Below are 17,440 nucleotides of genomic sequence, written 5' to 3'. Positions count from 1 at the left end.
GAATAACCGGCAAGAGAATTTATTATGAAAACATTGATACACATTTTATTACTCAGTATAACGGCCTCGACAACACTGGCTGCTGAAAACATAAACCTTGATTCGTTATTAAAAAAACTTGAGCAAGGTAATTATAAACAATCGCAACAAAACAAAGCCCGTGAACAGGCGTTTATTAATAAACGTTCACAGCAGGATCAATTGTTACAACAATCCATTGAACAACGAAATGCAGCGCTTCAGGTTTCCGAGCAACTGGAAACCCGCTACGAAGAAAATGAAGCCAAACTGGCCGATCTGAATTCTGCATTAACCAGCCGTATGGGATCACTAAAGGAACTGTTCGGTGTATTGCAGCAGGTGGCGGGTGATACCCAAAGTAAACTCGAATCGTCTTTGGTGTCTATTCAGTATCCGGGTCGGGCAGAGTTTTTAAGCAATCTGGCACAACAGATGGGATCATCATCGAAACTTGCATCGATTGAAGATATTGAACGTGTCTGGTTTGAAATGCAGCGTGAAATAATCGAGTCCGGTAAAGTTGCCAGGTTCCAGACTGATGTGATTCCAGTGGAAGGTCCAAAGCAAACGCGTGAGGTTGTTCGGGTCGGTACTTTTAATATTGTTAGTGATGGCAGCTATCTGGCGTATAAACCCGAGTCGGATTCTGTGGTGACATTGCCAACCCAACCTTCCGGTCGATTCACTGCTACCGCAGAAGATTTACAGCAGGCTCAGGGTGAGTTAGTGGGTTTTGCTCTGGATCCCACTCGCGGATCAATTCTTGAGTTGTTGATACAGTCGGCTACTACGGAAGAGCAAGTTCATCAGGGCGGTATTCCTGGCTACATTATTTTAGCTCTGGGTTTAATCGCACTGCTGATTGCCATTGAGCGTTTTATTGCTCTGTTTATTGTCGAGAAAAAAGTAAAGCAGCAATTAAAAAATAACACCATCAACGACAATAACCCTTTGGGACGCATTCTTAAAGTAAAAGAAAAGTACCCTCATGTCGCGGTGGATACACTAGAGCTAAAACTCAGTGAAGCCATCTTGAAAGAGCTGCCAAAAATTACACGCAGCATAACCTTTATAAAAATCATTTCAGTGGTAGCGCCTTTGTTGGGTCTGCTAGGAACCGTAACCGGTATGATCAATACCTTCCAGATGATCACTCTGTTTGGTGCCGGTGATCCTACCATTATGGCTGGCGGAATTTCTCAGGCACTGGTGACTACCGTACTGGGTTTGGTGGTGGCTATACCAACGGTTCTACTTTACACCTGGCTAAACACGCGCAGCAAAAATATTGTTCATATATTGCAGGAGCAAAGTGCGGGCATCATTGCTGAGCGAGCAGAGCAAGGAGCGTAACGGTGGTTTTTATTACTGAGTCATTTGATGGTCTGCAAGCGTTTTTAGAAACCGGCGGTCCGGTACTCAGTTACATTGGTGTACTGATCTTTGTGATGTGGGTTTTGATACTTGAACGCCTGTCGTTTATGTGGCTTGGCTATCGTCAATATCGTAAATCACTGATCAATCGCTGGATGTCCCGATCCGATCGAGACTCCTGGAATGCGGAACAAATTCGTATTGCCATGGTGTCTAGAGCCAAGCTTCGCCTGAATAAATCATTACCCATGATTCAGGCCATGGTGGCGTTATGCCCATTACTTGGTTTACTGGGTACCGTCACCGGCATGATAGAAGTATTCAATGTAATGACAATTTCGGGTACCGGCAACGCGCGCTCAATGGCATCGGGTGTATCGAAAGCCACCATACCAACCATGGCAGGCATGGTCGGCGCGTTACCCGGTGTATTTGCTGCCAGCTATTTAAAGCGAACTGCAAAACGTGAAACTGAATTACTCGAGGACAAACTGATCCTTGATCATTAAATGCCGTTAAACAATATTTAAACGGCATTGGAGAAATTGAAATGAGACAACCATTTGCAAAAGTTTTTGAGGAAGATGAAGACTCCGAAATTAATATGACACCCATGTTGGATGTTGTATTTATTATGTTGATCTTTTTTATCGTGACCGCGTCTTTTGTTAAAGAATCGGGTATTGAAGTTAATCGCCCCGAAGCCGCCACAGCGGTTAAAAAAGATCGCGCGAATATTCTGGTGGCCATCAGTCCGACAAATGAAATATGGATTGATAAACGTCGTATTGATCCGGAACGGGTGCAAGCCAACATTGAGCGACTGCACGCAGAAAATCCACAAGGTTCGGTTGTTATTCAGGCGGATCGAAAAGCAACTACCGAAGTATTGGTAAAAGTGATGGATGCTGCCCGAGCCGCTGGTGTATTTGATGTGTCTTTAGCAGCGGAGAACTAGTCACCATGAGGTATGTAAACGCTGTCATTATTGCAGTAGTGGTGACCGCGGCTTTGTTTTTCACCATGCGGGCTCTTATTGAAAGTGGTGATGCCACTATTGAAGACTCGCCCGAACGACGTGTTCTTGAGTTTGTCGAGGTTGAGCGCGATCAATCGGTGGAAAAAAAGCAGCGCAAGCCGAAGAAGCCACCAAAACCTGAGCAGCCACCGCCAGAAATGGAGCAACCGCAAATGGAGCAAACGGATATGATCAATGCTGATGCATCCATGTCGTTTGCGGCCAATATTGCTGCCGATAATGGTTTAAAAAACGGTATGTCACTGGACGCCAGCGATGGCGAATATTTGCCAATTGTAAAAGTTGCACCTATTTATCCTCGGCGGGCTTTGTCTCGAGGTATAGAAGGTTATGTGATTGTTGAGTTTACGGTGACACCGCAAGGAACGGTTGTTTCACCAGAAGTGGTTGAAGCGGAACCCGAAGGTATTTTTGAACGAGCAGCGATGGATGCAGCAAAAAAGTTTAAATACAAACCTCGAATGGTTGATGGTAAAGCGGTTTCTGTACCCGGAGTACAAAACCAGATTACCTTCAAAATGAAGCGATAAAGGGGAATGACTATGTTTAATCAAAGAACTATGTCTAATCTAAGAGCCATGTTTAATCTAAGAACTATTTCTAACCTAACAATCATGCTTAACCAAAAAAACATGATAAATCAAATCACAAATATCGTGCTGGTACTGTCGTCTAAAACGGGACGATTGTTATTGCGACTGACAGCTGTGGCAATGGTGGTTTATGCATTACCTGTTATCACCCAAATGACCGGGTTAACGGAACAGAGTGGGCAGGTTTTTGCAAAAACAAAGCGCCGTACACCTGCATTGCGCCAACGGGTTTATGCTCAGTTGTCAGAAGCACAACGGTTGGCGGATGAAAAAAAGGTAAGCGAAGGTTTGGCCATTTTAACGCGCATGGAACAAAGCGTTGATCAGTTAAATTCTTATGAAGCAGCCATGATGTATAACTTTATGGCGTTTATTCATTATGGTGAAAATCAGGTGAATCAAGCGGTGCTGGCATTTAATCAGGTTTTAAAGCAACAACCGATACCCGAATCGCTTGAGCAGTCAACCTTGTTTAGTCTTGCTCAGTTGCAGATGCAAATGGAAAACTACGATGAAACCATTGCGTTAATTAATCGCTGGAAAAAAATAAATACAAAAGGCGCCAGCAGCAGTAGTGAACGTCTATTGGCTAACGCATATTACGCAAAAAAACAGTACACCAAAGCACTAAAACATATTAATCAATCTCTGGCGTTTGACGCTGATAATGGCAATGTGCCGAATGAAAACATGTTGGTGTTAAAGCGTGCGACTCATTATGAATTAAAGCAACCAAAACAGGTGACGGAAGTGTCAGAAGATTTGGTGCGTTATCACAGCAAACCAAAGTATTGGGTTGAGTTGGCCAATATGTACGGTGAAATTGGCGAAACTAAAAAACAGCTTGCGGTTATGGAAGCGGCTTATCAACAAGGTTTTGTGACTAAGGCGAGTGATCTTAAAACATTGGCGCAAATTTATTATTTAAATGGCGCGCCTTTCAAAGCCGCTAATTTATTAAAGCAGGCTATGGATGATGATATTTTGAATGCATCATTAAAAAACCTTGAGTTTCTTGCTCAGGCCTGGACCTCGGCAAAAGAGTTTGACAAAGCGATCCCGGTATTAAAGCAAGCTGCTCAAGTGTCTAACGATGGTAATGCCTATGCTCGGCTCGCGGAAGTGTATGTGAATACGGAAAGCTGGTCGCAAGTTATTGCAAATGGAAAAAAAGCGCTGGATAAAGGTGAGCTGAAAAATCCCGGTAACGTCAATATTGCATTGGGCATGGCTTACTTTAATTTGAAAAAATTTGACCAATCAAAAGCAGAATTTGCAAAAGCCGCCGAACACCAGAAGTTGAATAAAATGGCGTCTCAGTGGATGAGTTATGTTGCCAAAGAAGAAAATAAATGGACGCAACTGGCGGCCGAGTACAAGCAGTTGGAAGTATTATAATAATAACTAGCAACCACTCCCTTTTTATCCCACGGCCAATATTTGGCCGTTTTTTTATTCAGAAGTACATAAAGAATCATCAGAATCTTCTGGCCAATGAATCTGGTCGATTGTTAGGCTCTTAATTAAACAATTTGACTGGTTGGTCATTCTTGAGGGGGGATAAATTCTAGCGCTAGCAGTTGCACGTAAAATTAAATTCTTTATGCTATCAGGTCTTACACCTTTACAAAGACTTGAAGCAATCAGCTATGGCTTTTATTAAACATTTAAAATGCACCGCCTGTCAGGCTATTTATCCGGCCGATCAATTAATGAACTTATGCCCGGAGGATGGTCGTCCCGTTGAAGTCATCATGGATACCGATGCAATAAAACAGCAGTATCCAACGCATCAATGGTATCAACCGGATCATAAATCCATGTGGCGTTTTGGTGGTTTATTGCCTCTGGACAATCAGAACCGTGACGACGCGCAATCCATACTTTCTTTAGGAGAAGGCTGTACGCCAGAAATATCGTTACAAAATAGCGCGCTGGCAAAACGATTCAATATTGATCTCTGGTTAAAAGATGAGGGCCAGCCACATCCCGGCTATGGAGCTAATCCCACTGGTAGCTTTAAAGATCGTGGTATGAGCATGGCCGCGTCCATGGCTAATTCGTTTGGTGTAAAAAAGTTGGTGGTGCCGACTCAGGGCAATGCGGGAGATTCCTTAACGGAATACGCACTTAAAGGTGGTATGGAGGTAGTGGTGATTATGCCGGATGATACACCTATGCCGATTATGGGGCGGGTATCGGCACTGGCGAATATGCACGCTTCGGTATCCATTGAGTTGGTTAAAGGTACCATTAAAGAAGCTGGCGCTCTAATGAAGCAAAAGTATCTGCCGCAAGGCTATTTTAATATGGCAACGTTTCAGGAGCCGGGCTGGCGCATCGACGGTAAAAAAACATTAGGGCTTGAGCTGGCCGAACCGAAAGCAAGTAATAAGAACCGATGGTCATTGCCTGATGTGGTGATTTATCCCACCGGTGGCGGTACTGGTGTTCTCGGCATGTGGAAAGCATTTGATGAACTGGAAGCACTCGGCGTGATCGATGATCATCGCCCTAAAGTTATATGCGTTCAGTCGTCTAAAACATCGCCGGTGGTCAATGCGTTTAATAATGGCGATAACGATACCGTTGCCGTTGAAGCAGGCGCAACCATTGCCACCGGATTGAATGTTCCCGGTGGGGTTGGGCATTTTAAAGTGCTCGATATTATACGTAAAAGTGGCGGCGTGGCACTGGCCGTTGAAGAAGCTTTAATCGGTGAACAACTTAAATCCGTTTATCAGCAGTTTGGTTTATGGATTGCACCCGAAGGTGCTGCAACACTGGCGGCAATAGAGCAGGCTGTTGACCACGGTTTGATAAAACCGAATGACCGTGTGGTGGCGTTTAATACCGGCAGTTTTGAAAAATACTTGCCGAACGTTCGATCACTGATCTTTTCATAAGTAGTTCTTTTCATAAGTCATTCTTTTTACAAGCGGCTCTTTTCATAAATGATTTAAGTCTAAGGAAGCATAATGGCGCATCAATACTCTGGCGAATGTTCCTGTGGACAGGTTTCTCTGGTGGTTACACTGGAACATGAATTAACGGAATATTCGCCACGAGCCTGCGACTGTAGTTTTTGCATGAGTCGTCACATCGAATATTTATCCGAACCAACCGCACTATTGCAAATTACTCACACCCAGCCACTGCAATCGTTACAGCAAGGATCGAATCAGGCGGAGTTTCTTGCCTGTTCCGGTTGTCATGATGTGGTTGCGGTGGTCTATCAATCTGATACACAGTTAATTGGTGCTGTTAATGCCTGTTTATTAAAAGATAAACGGCAATTAAAGCCATCCGTGGTGGTATCACCCAAAAAATTATCGGCCGATGAAAAGTCAGGTCGATGGGCTTCCCTGTGGGGCAGTGTCACTATTACGGCATCGATTAACTGATTTTTTTTCACCACATTGTTGCCATAACGACTCAACTAACGGCTCCAGAGAGTGTTTCAGTTCAGAAACATTGAATGAGTTAGTGTGTGATTTAGGTAATGTCGTTAACCAGTCAACTACGGCTTTGGCGGTGTTGGGATAAACGCGGTAATTGCTGTCGCCGGCTCCATTGTTCGATAGCCATTGACTTAGCACTTCATGATTAAAGCTATCGCAGGCGGTGGCCAAGTTTAACTGCTGCAATGCCAATGCATTGGAGGTTTGTTCCATTTGCCCTGCGACGGGTTGAACCAATAGTTTTTTACCCAACTGCAATGCTTCACTGGGTAATTCAAAACCGGCACCACAAATAACGCCTGCGGTGGCTTGTAGATCTTTATGAAATCCTGTTCGGGAGAAAGGTCTGATGTGGATATGACCATCATCAATTGGCTCTTTGACATCATGGTAAATATAAAACTGATAATTCGAAAATGGTTTTACTAATGTGATCAAGTTTTCAAGTGATTGAAAAGGAAAGTAAACCAGAATGTGATTCGGATCTTTGTCAACGCTTGGAGAGGTTTCTATGATGGGTGGCATAATGAGACTGTTAAAATGGTGCCAGTGAACGCCAATAGGCAAACTAACGGGTGCAAACCATTTCATCACCAGATCGGTTATTAGATTATTATTTTTCTTTGGAATATTGTAATGAAAGGCATTTTGATGCGATAACCCAATGGCGGTTACTTTTTGTTTCTTTGCTGCCCAGGCGGTAACCGGGTCGAAGTCGTTTAACACCAGATCATACTGTGACAAGTCGAGCGAGTTAATATCTTTCCATAATTGTCTAAAGTGCAACTGGCTCGCTGTTTTTAAATGATTGATTTTGCCGTTATTGATTACAAAGGTAAGGCCGCGATAAGTGCGATAGTTTCCAAAGCAGTCCATATCAAAATAATTATTTTCAGGACGGCCACTGAATACCCAGTCAACTTGAATGCCGGAACGACTCAACTCTTTTTGCATGACCCTTGCGCGAGTAATATGGCCATTGCCAGTGCCTTGAACACCGTACAATATTTTCATAAAAATATTTCCTGATTTATGGGTGTGAATAACTGATAAACTGAATTGCGAAAGGTTATTGAAAGAGCAGTAAGTATTTTCAAAATAAACATGGCAGGTAAATTAAGTAGCCACATGTTATGGCGAGACTGTCGTTGCGCTTGAGTCAAATGGTTACCACTAATGGCATAAGCAAATACGACAATTGAATACCGGCCCAGGCACTGGCAGTGCCTAACACGGCTCCAGCGAAAATATCGCCAGGGTAATGCACGCCCAGTAGCACCCTTGATAGTCCAACCAGTGATGCCCAGATATAAATGGCCAAAGCAAACCCTGGATAAAACTGAAAAACCAGCGTTGCAAATACAAATGCAGCGGCGGTGTGGCCGGAAGGAAAACTAAATTTATCGGACGGTGTGATGATGGCGTGAAAACCCGTTTTACCGGATTGAGGTCGATCACGTTTTATCGTATTTTTTAACAGTAAATATAAAGAGACATCGAACAGGTAAGAAAATAGTGCGGCTGCTAAAAAAGCGGCGCCGAATTTCGTTTCAAATAAAAATAAAACCAATCCAATTGCTACGTATAAAGGCCCATCCCCGGTGCGGGAGATTTGCCTCACAAGTTTTCGATAGTGACACCCCTGCTTTAGATTTACCCATATAAACGCCTGAGTATCAATATGGTGAATTCTTTCTAACCATGTGTTCATAACGTTACATTCTCATTATGTGAAAATATTACCCTGATGACTTTGCCTAACTTTTTCATAGCTAACACTTTGTGCGTTTTTTATTGCAGTTAAGTGACAAGCCGTTGAACAATTAATGACAACAGAAAAAATACAAGCCGATAGACAATGACACTGTTATGATCAGCTTTAATTTTCGGGACTAGAACGAAAGATAAACACGCTCTAATAACAACAGGATTCAGAAATGGCAAAACCGGGTAAAACAGGCATTATCAGAATTATTGACGCATTTTTTTATTCCATGAAAGGATTGAAAGCTGCGTGGGTTAATGAAGCTGCATTTCGACAGGAGGTGCTGTTAGCGATCGTTTTGATCCCCACTTCATTTTGGTTGGCTGAAACACATATTGAACTCATTTTGCTGATCGCCAGCGTGTTGTGGGTGTTGATTTCGGAGCTGACCAATTCTTCTATCGAAGCGGTGGTGGATCGTACCGGAGTGGAACATCATGAGCTTTCCGGAAGAGCGAAAGATATAGGTTCAGCTCTGGTGTTTATCAGTCTGCTATTACTGGCGACAGTATGGGGAATAATTGCCTATTACCGGTTTTTCGGTTAAATCGCTTATTGGCTAGCACTGAGCAAGGTGATTTACAGGGTGATATTTACAAGGTGGTATTTACAAAGTGATATTAAAATTTAAAAAAGTTTAACTTTTTTCTAAACATTGCCTATTTACCGCCGATAACTTAATAGATGAACCCAAATTGCCATTAAAATTCATGGTGTTGGTTCAAACTAATACTTGATTTTTCAATAAGTTAGAGGTGTTTATGCAAATTGACGGTCTTTCTGCAGCATTGGGTGGCTTTCAGAGCGCTGTAACCCGTGCCGCTGATGCAAGTCAACAGATTGCCTCTGCTAGTGTTAATAAGCAGGGCACTCAAGATTTAATCGAGCCACTGGTTGAGCTAAAAGTTGCTGAGCGTGATGCTCAGGCTAACGCACGTGTTATTGAGACAGAAAGCAAGCTCCTTGGCAGCATAATTGATATTAAAGCCTGAGACATTAAAGCTTGATATTAACGCCTGACAACAACAGATAAATGTAAATGTCAGGCAGAATTGTTCTGCCTGTATCCGGTCTTGCCAGTGCTCTCCGTCATTTGATCGTATTGAACGCTAATTTACGAATCAAATTTATTCGGTTTAATAACAGATATGGTTATAAATCCTTCTCCTATTGCTTTACCCGTACAAAACGCCAACTTGACCACCGAGTCGGCGCGTAATGATGTGCGCCTGCAGGAACGGATCCCGGAGACCAAAGCCACTTCTGAATCAGTCAATTTAAAACCCTCCAATGAAGACTCCTCTTCCACTGCACGCGCAGAAACCCGTAATGGTGAAGCATTAACTGAACGTGCTGTTCAGGACCGTTCGGAACAACAGTCCGGACGGGATGGCAGTGGACGTGAACAGCCTGGCCAGGAGTCGTCGGGTCAAAAACAGTCCGCTGGCGATAAGCAACAAAACCCTCAGCAGCAAGCGCAAGAACGGCAAGAAATCCAGCAATTACAAACAACGGATCGTGAGGTAAGGGCGCACGAAGCTGCCCATACCAATGTAGGTGGCCAGTATGCGGGCGCCGCATCCTTCAGTTTCGAACGGGGTCCCGATGGCAAACGCTACGCAGTAAGTGGGGAAGTACCCATAGACCTGTCGCGAGTTAACGGCGATCCGGCGGCCACTATTGATAAAATGAAGCAGGTTCGGCAGGCGGCACTGGCACCGGTGGATCCTTCTACCCAAGACGTTCAAATTGCCACCAAAGCAGCCGCCATTGAAGCAGAGGCTCGCGCTGAGTTGCAGGCAATGCGGCGAGAGCAGGCCTCTGGCGACTCATCGGGCGCTAATACAGAGTCTGACAAACCTGGCAGGCCTAACCAAAACGACTCTCCATCAGCGGATGTCGACCCTAGAGCACAATTCGAACTTCGGCTTAAAGGCCTTGGGGTCATTGACTCGCCCGATCAGGGAACTCTGCTCAGCGTATCTGCCTGATCTTTTATATTAACGCTTTATACCGCTCTCTCCATTTGCGTACTCTTCCAATTTAATTTCTCTTAAACTTAAAACTTAAATTTTATCAATGGCTTATTGATTGAATCTTTCACCATCTAACGTCAAGTTAACCATTCCAATGCCAACAAGTGTGCATATTCACAATTCCAGCTTAACTTGTAATATATTGCTCACTGAGAAGACTGCACAGTCACGTATCACTTATTAAAAGTAACTCAAGGTTAGGAGAGACTATTTTGAAACATTGGAAATTACTGGCGTTGACGGCCTTATTGGCCGGTTGTCAGCAGGATGATAAGGCATCAGGTAATGATGCTGCTAAAGCTGAGCAACCTTCCGCTCAAGAAACTCCAGACGCTAAATCTGCGTCAATTAACTTACCCGATGGCATTCAGCTGATTGAGACGGTTGAGCGTAAAGGAAATGAAACGGTTATTCCGTATCAGAAGTATCAACTGGATAATGGTTTAACGGTTGTTTTGCATCAGGATGATTCGGATCCTCTGGCTCATGTGGATGTTACCTACCATGTGGGATCGGCGCGCGAAGAACTGGGCAAATCCGGCTTTGCGCACTTTTTTGAGCACATGATGTTTCAGGGCTCCGAGCATGTGGCCGACGAAGAACATTTTAAAATTGTTTCTGAAGCGGGCGGAACCTTAAACGGCACCACCAACAGTGACCGAACCAATTATTTTCAAACAGTACCAGTAAATCAGCTGGAAAAAATCCTCTGGTTAGAAGCCGATCGCATGGGCTTTCTACTTAAAGCGGTTACTCAGGAAAAATTTGAAGTACAGCGTGAGACAGTTAAAAACGAGCGTGGTCAGCGAGTAGACAATCGTCCATACGGCCGGTTGGGTGAAACGGTTGCTGAAGCTTTATACCCGCACGGGCATCCATATTCGTGGCCAGTTATTGGTTATATGGATGACTTGAACCGCGTGAATGTGAACGATCTTAAAAAATTCTTCCTGCGTTGGTACGGACCTAATAATGCCACATTAACCATTGGTGGCGCCGTAGATGCAGAAGAAACATTAGCGCTGGTGAATAAGTATTTTGGTTCTATACCACGTGGGCCAGAAGTAACTATGCCAGAAAAAGCGCCGGTCACTCTGGACGCTGATCGTTATGTTTCATTTGAAGATAATGTTCACTTACCACTTATTTATATGACATTCCCAACCACCTATGCACGCAGTGCGGATGAAGCCCCACTTGATCTTCTGGCGGAAATTTTAGGCGGTGGCCGTACGTCATTGTTCTACAAAAATCTGGTGAAGAATCAATTTGCGGTTCAGGCAACCGTGTCTCATCCTTGTCAGGAGTTGGCCTGTCAGTTCACCATGTACGCATTACCTAATCCGGCATCGGGTAAATCACTGGCTGATTTAGAAAAAATCATGCGTGATACTTTTGCGGAGTTTGAAAAGCGTGGCGTTACCGAAGATGATTTACTAAAAGCAAAAGCCAAGCATGAGTCCAATACCATTTTTGGATTGCAGTCCGTAGCAGGTAAAGTAAGTCAGTTAGCGGCTTACGAAACTTTTACTGGTAACCCGGATTACATCAGTCAGGACATTGAGCGATATAACTCGGTAACCAAAGAAGATGTGATGCGTGTGTATAACCAGTACATCAAAGGAAAGAATGCAGTTGTACTAAGTGTTGTTCCGAATGGCAAAGAGAATATGGTGGCGAAAAAAGACACCTACACGCCAGCGCCAAGAGATTTCGTTGCGACTTCATCTCCCAAGTCAGATGATCTGGATTTACGAATTGCCAAAGATGACTTTGATCGCAGTGTGACACCAAAAGCAGGCGCAAATCCTCTGGTTTCTGTTCCAGACTTTTGGCGTGCAACTACGGATAACAAGTTAACCGTGCTGGGTGCTAAAAATCTTGAAACGCCAACTACCTCATTGTTAATTAAAATTCCGGGCGGGCATTATCATACTTCAAAAGATAAAGCCGGCTTAGCTGCTTTAACCGCTGGCCTGATGAATGAGTCAACGGAAAAACGCAGCACCGAAGAAATGAGTTTGGCATTACAAAAGTTAGGCGCCAACATTAATATTCGTGCAACCGATACAACGGTTAATATTTTTGTCAGCTCGCTGACCAAAAATTTATCGGAAACTATGGCATTAGTGAACGAAAAAATTCTGATGCCTGCTTTTGATGAAAGTGACTTTAATCGTTTAAAAGCACAAACTATTCAAGGGATTGAAAACAGCAAGAAGCAACCAGAAAGTCTGGCGATGCAAGGCTGGTTGAAATTATTGTACGGCAACACCATTGCTGGCATTGATAATTCAGGAACCGTCAGTACGGTTAATTCGATCACTCTGGACGATGTAAAAGGATTTTATCAATCCTTTGTAAAACCTGAATCAGCACAGCTGATTGTGGTGAGTGATATGGAAAAGCCCGCGTTGTTAAAAGAGTTTGAAGTGCTTAACCAGTGGCAGGGCAAATCAAATGCATCAACAAAGAGTTTTGACAAGGTCGCGTTTGATCCTAAAACCGTTTATATGGTGAATAAAGATAAAGCGGCTCAATCGGTTATTCGAATTGGTAAGCGCAGCATACCTCGTGACTTTACCGGTGAGTACTTTAAATCTGGCCTGATGAACTTTAATCTGGGTGGGGCATTTAATTCGCGTATCAATTTGAATTTACGTGAAGACAAAGGCTACACCTATGGAGCCCGAGCCTACTTCTGGGGTGATAAAGAAATGGGCGGATACGTTGCCAGCGCAAGTGTTCGAGCCGACGTTACTGACAAGTCCTTTATTGAGTTTGTTAATGAAATTACCGAGTACCAGAAAAGCGGTATGACAGAAGATGAAGTGGCCTTTATGCGTAAAGCGGTTGGTCAGCGCGATGCTCTTAAATATGAAACACCTAATAAGAAGCTTGGCTTTATGGCCAATATTTTGTCATACGACTTAAGTGAAAACTTTGTTGAAAAACAGGCAAATATTATTAAGACGGTTTCTTTGGATGAGTTGAACGCATTAGCGAAAAAGCATCTTGAAATTGACTCCATGGCCAAGTTGGTGGTGGGCGATATGGAAACTTTAAAGCCACAGTTTGAAGCCCTGGGTTATAAAGTAGAAGCGTTAAAACTGCCCGAGTAAAGTTGCTGGCATCCTCTTTAGTATTACCAAAATGTAATGCTAAAGATTTGCCAAGCAAGAGTAACCATTAAGCCAGTGATTAATAATTAGAGATAAACACGCTCTAGTCACTGGCTTTTTTATTGGTGCTTTATACTCTCTATCACAATATTGATGCTCTGATCCGCCGGATAAATAACGGAATCTCCATGCATTCTCAGGTGAAATCTCGTATAGTGCATGCAAAATCATAAATCGGGTTATCAGGCTTTGCGTTCGGGGGAATTGGTTCGTCCTTTTTTAAAATGGGCGGGCGGAAAATATCGTTTAATTGATCGAATATCAGACAATTTGCCGTCAGGTAAACGATTGATAGAGCCTTTTATTGGCTCAGGATCGGTGTTCCTGAATACTCGATACGACAATTATTTATTGGCGGACATTAACCCTGATCTGATTTTTCTGTATCAAACACTCAAGGATGAGGGCCGATCTTTTATTGATTACTGCGAATCTTTTTTTCAGCCTGAACTGAATAATGCCGCTCGATATTATCAGTTTCGGGAAGAGTTTAATGAATTGATGCCCGGTACACGAAAGGCAGCCCTGTTTTTATATTTTAATCGACATGGCTATAACGGATTATGCCGCTATAATTTAAAAGGCGGGTTTAATGTGCCTTTCGGGAAGTATAAAAAGCCATATTTTCCCCGCTTAGAAATGGAACATTTTTGGAAAAAAGCACAGCGAGCAACTTTTGTTTGCCAGGATTTTGAAAAAGTGATGCAGCGAGCCCGAAAAGATCATGTGGTGTATTGTGATCCGCCTTATGTGCCTATTTCACCAACGGCCTATTTTACCAGTTACGCAAAGCATGGATTTTCTCTGCATGATCAGGAGCGGTTAGCGTTTCAGGCAAAAAAGCTGTCACAACGTCAGGTAACGGTGGTGATCTCGAACCATGAGAACGAAGTCACCCGAGCCATGTATCAGGGAGCCAAAATTGTCAGCTTTCCGGTAAGACGCTTTATAAGTTGCAATGGAAGTCGTCGTAATAATGCCGATGAATTATTGGCAATATTCACAAAAAGCCTGTAACAACAAATACTTGCTTCATATTTTATATATAGTCTTAGTTATATAATGAAACAAGTCACATTTATAACAAAATGTCATTAATCTAGCTCCATAAGGCTAAAATCGTGTCTTATAATAGCTATCAAACGCGAACATCTTCTCAACGGGAGATGCGTATTAAGCAAGGAGAACTTAATAGTGAAAGTCGTAGCAACTCACCGACTCGCTGAAGCTAAAGAGAAGTTTCCGGCATCGAAAACAGCCTTGGATGGTTGGTTTCGCATAATGAATTTTACCGACTTTCCATCAGAGTTGGCGTTGCGTCAAAGCTTTGCTGAGATGAGAAATTCAGGTAATGAGTATTGGTTTCTGGTTCCTGGCACGACCTTATTACTCAAAGCGATGATTAACTTTAAAGCTCAAGTCGCTATGGTAAAAGATATTCGTCCAGGTGTTTTGTAAATTGTAGCTGAGGGATAAGTGATATGAATGAAAAACTGCAACATGCTATCAACCATTGGGACGCTATTGCACCGCTCATACAGCGCCCCGGAACGGAAAATGACTACGAAACATTGATTACTCAGATGGAAGAAGCGATGGAAATGACCGCTGACGATCATAATAGTCCGTTAAACGGCTTGATCGAGGGCATGGCCAGTGCGGCTCAACAGTATGAAGAAAAGTTTCTGGTTAATGAAGTGGGCAGTGGTGTTTCGGCGCTTAAGTATCTGATGAAAGTTCATAAGATCAAGCAGTCGGATTTAAAAGAAGTAGGCAGCCAGGGCGTGGTTTCCGAAATCTTAAACGGTAAGCGCTCACTTACTGTTCGCCATATACGCGCTCTATCAAGACGCTTTTCTGTAAGCCCGAATGCGTTTCTTGAGCCATAGCTCTATCGTGTGTTTAAAGCCTTGATATAAAACCGCCGTCTGTTAAATACGGCGGTTTTTTTATGGCTGTTCGGTTGAATGAGCGGTTAACATTTTTTCTTAACGTATTCACCGGGCGCGGGCTCTAAAGCCGGTAGCTTTCCATCGTTAATCGCACGGGCGGCAACTGAGTCACCCGAGTGCTGTTTTAACCAGTCGCGCCAATGTTCCCACCAGGAGCCTTCTGTTTCCTGTGCTGCGGATAACCAGTTGTCGGCACTGCTGCTGATCTCCGGGTGAGTAAAATAACTGTATTTTTGATTCTCTGGTGGATTAATAACGCCAGCCACATGTCCGGAGCCTGATAATACAAACTCGACATTGCCGGATAATTGTTGTGCGCCCAGATAAGTGCTTTTCCAGAGGGCTATGTGATCTTTTTGAGCCGATAAAAAATAGCTGGGGATATCAATTTTGCTGATGTCGATGGCCGTGCCGTCCAGCGTAATGCCGCTCGGATCTTTTAACCGGTTTTCTTGATACATATTGCGCAGATAAAAACGATGCATATTCGCTGGCAGGTTGGTGGCGTCGGAATTCCAGTAGAGTAAATCAAACACTGGCGGTTCTTTCCCAAGCAGGTAGTTATTCACATGATAGGACCAATGCAGCTCATTTTCACGTAGCATGTTGTAAGCAAGCGCTAACGAACGACCGTCAAGCACACCTTCATGCGCCATTTGTTGTTCCAATATATCCAGCTGCTGCTCCGATATAAAACAACCCAGTTCACCCGGATCGCTAAAATCCAGCAAGGTGGTAAAGAAAGTTGCCGACTGAATACGTTGATCGCCTTTGGCTTTCATATAGGCCAGCGTGCAGCCGAGCAGTGTACCGCCGAGACAATACCCAACTGCGTTGATCGCTTGCTCACCGGTATGTTGTTCAATAGCGTTGGTCGCCTCAACAACGCCCTGTTTCATATAGTCGTCAAATGCCAGATGTTTATGCTGCTTATCCGGGTTTACCCAGGAAATCATAAAAACGGTAAAGCCCTGATCAACCACCCATTTCACCCAGGAGTTATGCGCCTGCAAATCAAGAATGTAGTATTTATTGATCCAGGGTGGCACCACCAGCAAAGGCTTTTGCGCAACCTTTTGAGTTGTGGGTGTGTATTGAATGAGCTGGAACAAATCGTTTTGGAAAATCACACTGCCTGGCGTGCAGGCGATATTTTTACCCAGTTCAAATGCAGACAGATCGGTCATGCGGATATTCTGCATGCCTTTATTGCGTTTCATATCATCCAGATAATTTTGAATGCCTTGCAACACACTGAGGCCATTGGTGTTTTGTGCCTGTTGCAGGGCTTCGGGGTTGGTCATCAGGTAGTTGCTGGGTGAAATGGCTGATAACCATTGCCGAATGTAAAACTGCTGGCGCTGCTTTTTGGCGGCGTCTTGCTCTGGCAGATCATTGAACAACTGTTGAGTTAACTGCGAAAAACTTAAGTAAAGTTGCTTTAACTCGGCAAAACCGGGTTGCTGCCAGGCCTCGTGTTGAAATCGACGGTCTTTTTTTTCTACTTGAGAATCACTGGGTTCTGAAAGTGCCTGAAAAATCTGTTGTTGATACTGCTGTAATAATTGGGGATTTTTGCTGAGCTCGGTGATGGCATCACTGATTTCCTGCATCATCAATGACTGACGCTGCGCATTAAACCAAAACCTTTCGGCGTTATCCTGCATAAGCTGGCCAGCATCAACCATCTGTTGACCGAGTTGCTTGATCATTTGGGTAAAGGCTTGCTGAGACTCATTTTCTGACACGTCAGACTCCTCTGGCATTTAATTTAACAGCTAAAGATAACGGCACTTAGCGTTATGTTGCATCGCGAAAATGTCATTTTTACGTCATTTTGGTGATAAATAATAGTAGGGAAGCAGTCTTTTTGTTGACAGACGAGAAGAGGATTGGAAATCAGTATTTTTATCAGGGATTGCTGAACTGTCACAAAATGTTCATTAAATAATCAATTTTGTATATTGCAGTGCAGCATTAAACCGACTATGCTGTATTGCAACATTTGATTCGTTTC

17 protein-coding genes are annotated in these 17,440 nt (G+C 43.5%); 14 read left to right on the top strand and 3 right to left on the bottom strand.

Annotated features, from left to right (window positions below):
• The first annotated feature begins 24 nt into the window (after positions 1-24).
• The 7 genes from C8D97_RS07320 (at position 25) to C8D97_RS07290 (ending at position 6,431) form a co-directional block, all read left to right on the top strand.
• Complete coding sequence (locus tag C8D97_RS07320) at positions 25-1,374, top strand: MotA/TolQ/ExbB proton channel family protein (RefSeq protein ID WP_109763115.1); 1,350 nt, start codon at positions 25-27, stop codon at positions 1,372-1,374.
• Between the two features lie 2 nt (positions 1,375-1,376).
• Complete coding sequence (locus C8D97_RS07315) at positions 1,377-1,904, top strand: MotA/TolQ/ExbB proton channel family protein (RefSeq protein ID WP_109763114.1); 528 nt, start codon at positions 1,377-1,379, stop codon at positions 1,902-1,904.
• Positions 1,905-1,945: 41 nt separating this feature from the next.
• Entirely contained in the window at positions 1,946-2,353 is a 408-nt protein-coding gene (locus tag C8D97_RS07310) for an ExbD/TolR family protein (RefSeq protein WP_109763113.1), read from the top strand.
• A 5-nt stretch (positions 2,354-2,358) separates the two neighbouring features.
• Complete coding sequence (locus C8D97_RS07305; RefSeq protein WP_109763112.1) at positions 2,359-2,964, top strand: energy transducer TonB; 606 nt, start codon at positions 2,359-2,361, stop codon at positions 2,962-2,964.
• 102 nt (positions 2,965-3,066) lie between these two features.
• Positions 3,067-4,425, top strand: coding sequence for a tetratricopeptide repeat protein (locus C8D97_RS07300; protein ID WP_170115174.1), 1,359 nt, complete (start codon positions 3,067-3,069; stop codon positions 4,423-4,425).
• A 251-nt stretch (positions 4,426-4,676) separates the two neighbouring features.
• Positions 4,677-5,933, top strand: coding sequence for a threonine synthase (locus C8D97_RS07295; protein WP_109763110.1), 1,257 nt, complete (start codon positions 4,677-4,679; stop codon positions 5,931-5,933).
• A 72-nt stretch (positions 5,934-6,005) separates the two neighbouring features.
• Positions 6,006-6,431 carry a GFA family protein gene (locus C8D97_RS07290; RefSeq protein WP_109763109.1) on the top strand — a complete coding sequence of 142 codons (426 nt, stop codon included), beginning with the start codon at positions 6,006-6,008 and terminating at the stop codon, positions 6,429-6,431.
• Here C8D97_RS07290 and C8D97_RS07285 read toward each other — a convergent pair.
• Positions 6,375-7,502, bottom strand: a complete 1,128-nt coding sequence (locus tag C8D97_RS07285; protein ID WP_109763108.1) for an MJ1255/VC2487 family glycosyltransferase — start codon at positions 7,500-7,502, stop codon at positions 6,375-6,377. The two genes, C8D97_RS07290 and C8D97_RS07285, sit on opposite strands and share 57 nt — an antisense overlap.
• A gap of 145 nt (positions 7,503-7,647) precedes the next feature.
• A complete protein-coding gene (locus C8D97_RS07280; RefSeq protein WP_109763107.1) occupies positions 7,648-8,199 on the bottom strand; it encodes a phosphatase PAP2 family protein in 552 nt (183 codons plus the stop codon).
• A gap of 226 nt (positions 8,200-8,425) precedes the next feature.
• Between C8D97_RS07280 and C8D97_RS07275 the strand changes: the two genes are divergently transcribed.
• From C8D97_RS07275 to C8D97_RS07245, 7 genes are all read left to right on the top strand, one after another.
• A complete protein-coding gene (locus C8D97_RS07275) occupies positions 8,426-8,800 on the top strand; it encodes a diacylglycerol kinase (protein ID WP_109763106.1) in 375 nt (124 codons plus the stop codon).
• A 214-nt stretch (positions 8,801-9,014) separates the two neighbouring features.
• Positions 9,015-9,245, top strand: coding sequence for a hypothetical protein (locus tag C8D97_RS07270; protein ID WP_109763105.1), 231 nt, complete (start codon positions 9,015-9,017; stop codon positions 9,243-9,245).
• Between the two features lie 156 nt (positions 9,246-9,401).
• On the top strand, positions 9,402-10,244 hold the full coding sequence (locus C8D97_RS07265; protein WP_109763104.1) for a putative metalloprotease CJM1_0395 family protein: 843 nt from the start codon (positions 9,402-9,404) through the stop codon (positions 10,242-10,244).
• Positions 10,245-10,501: 257 nt separating this feature from the next.
• Entirely contained in the window at positions 10,502-13,411 is a 2,910-nt protein-coding gene (locus tag C8D97_RS07260) for a M16 family metallopeptidase (protein WP_210204885.1), read from the top strand.
• Positions 13,412-13,630: 219 nt separating this feature from the next.
• Positions 13,631-14,488 carry a Dam family site-specific DNA-(adenine-N6)-methyltransferase gene (locus C8D97_RS07255; protein WP_109763103.1) on the top strand — a complete coding sequence of 286 codons (858 nt, stop codon included), beginning with the start codon at positions 13,631-13,633 and terminating at the stop codon, positions 14,486-14,488.
• 177 nt (positions 14,489-14,665) lie between these two features.
• The gene (locus C8D97_RS07250) at positions 14,666-14,929 is read left to right on the top strand and encodes a type II toxin-antitoxin system HigB family toxin (protein WP_109763102.1); all 264 of its coding nucleotides are present in this window, start codon (positions 14,666-14,668) and stop codon (positions 14,927-14,929) included.
• Positions 14,930-14,952: 23 nt separating this feature from the next.
• The gene (locus C8D97_RS07245; RefSeq protein ID WP_109763101.1) at positions 14,953-15,360 is read left to right on the top strand and encodes a helix-turn-helix domain-containing protein; all 408 of its coding nucleotides are present in this window, start codon (positions 14,953-14,955) and stop codon (positions 15,358-15,360) included.
• A gap of 86 nt (positions 15,361-15,446) precedes the next feature.
• Here the strand turns inward: C8D97_RS07245 and C8D97_RS07240 are convergent, their stop codons facing one another.
• The gene (locus tag C8D97_RS07240; RefSeq protein ID WP_170115173.1) at positions 15,447-17,171 is read right to left on the bottom strand and encodes a PHA/PHB synthase family protein; all 1,725 of its coding nucleotides are present in this window, start codon (positions 17,169-17,171) and stop codon (positions 15,447-15,449) included.
• Positions 17,172-17,440: the final 269 nt, after the last annotated feature.

This window comes from Pleionea mediterranea, assembly GCF_003148745.1.
In the GTDB taxonomy this organism is placed as follows: Bacteria; Pseudomonadota; Gammaproteobacteria; order Enterobacterales; family Kangiellaceae; genus Pleionea; species Pleionea mediterranea.
Note: the sequence above shows the minus strand (reverse complement) of the source record. Positions and strands in the feature narration are given on the sequence as shown.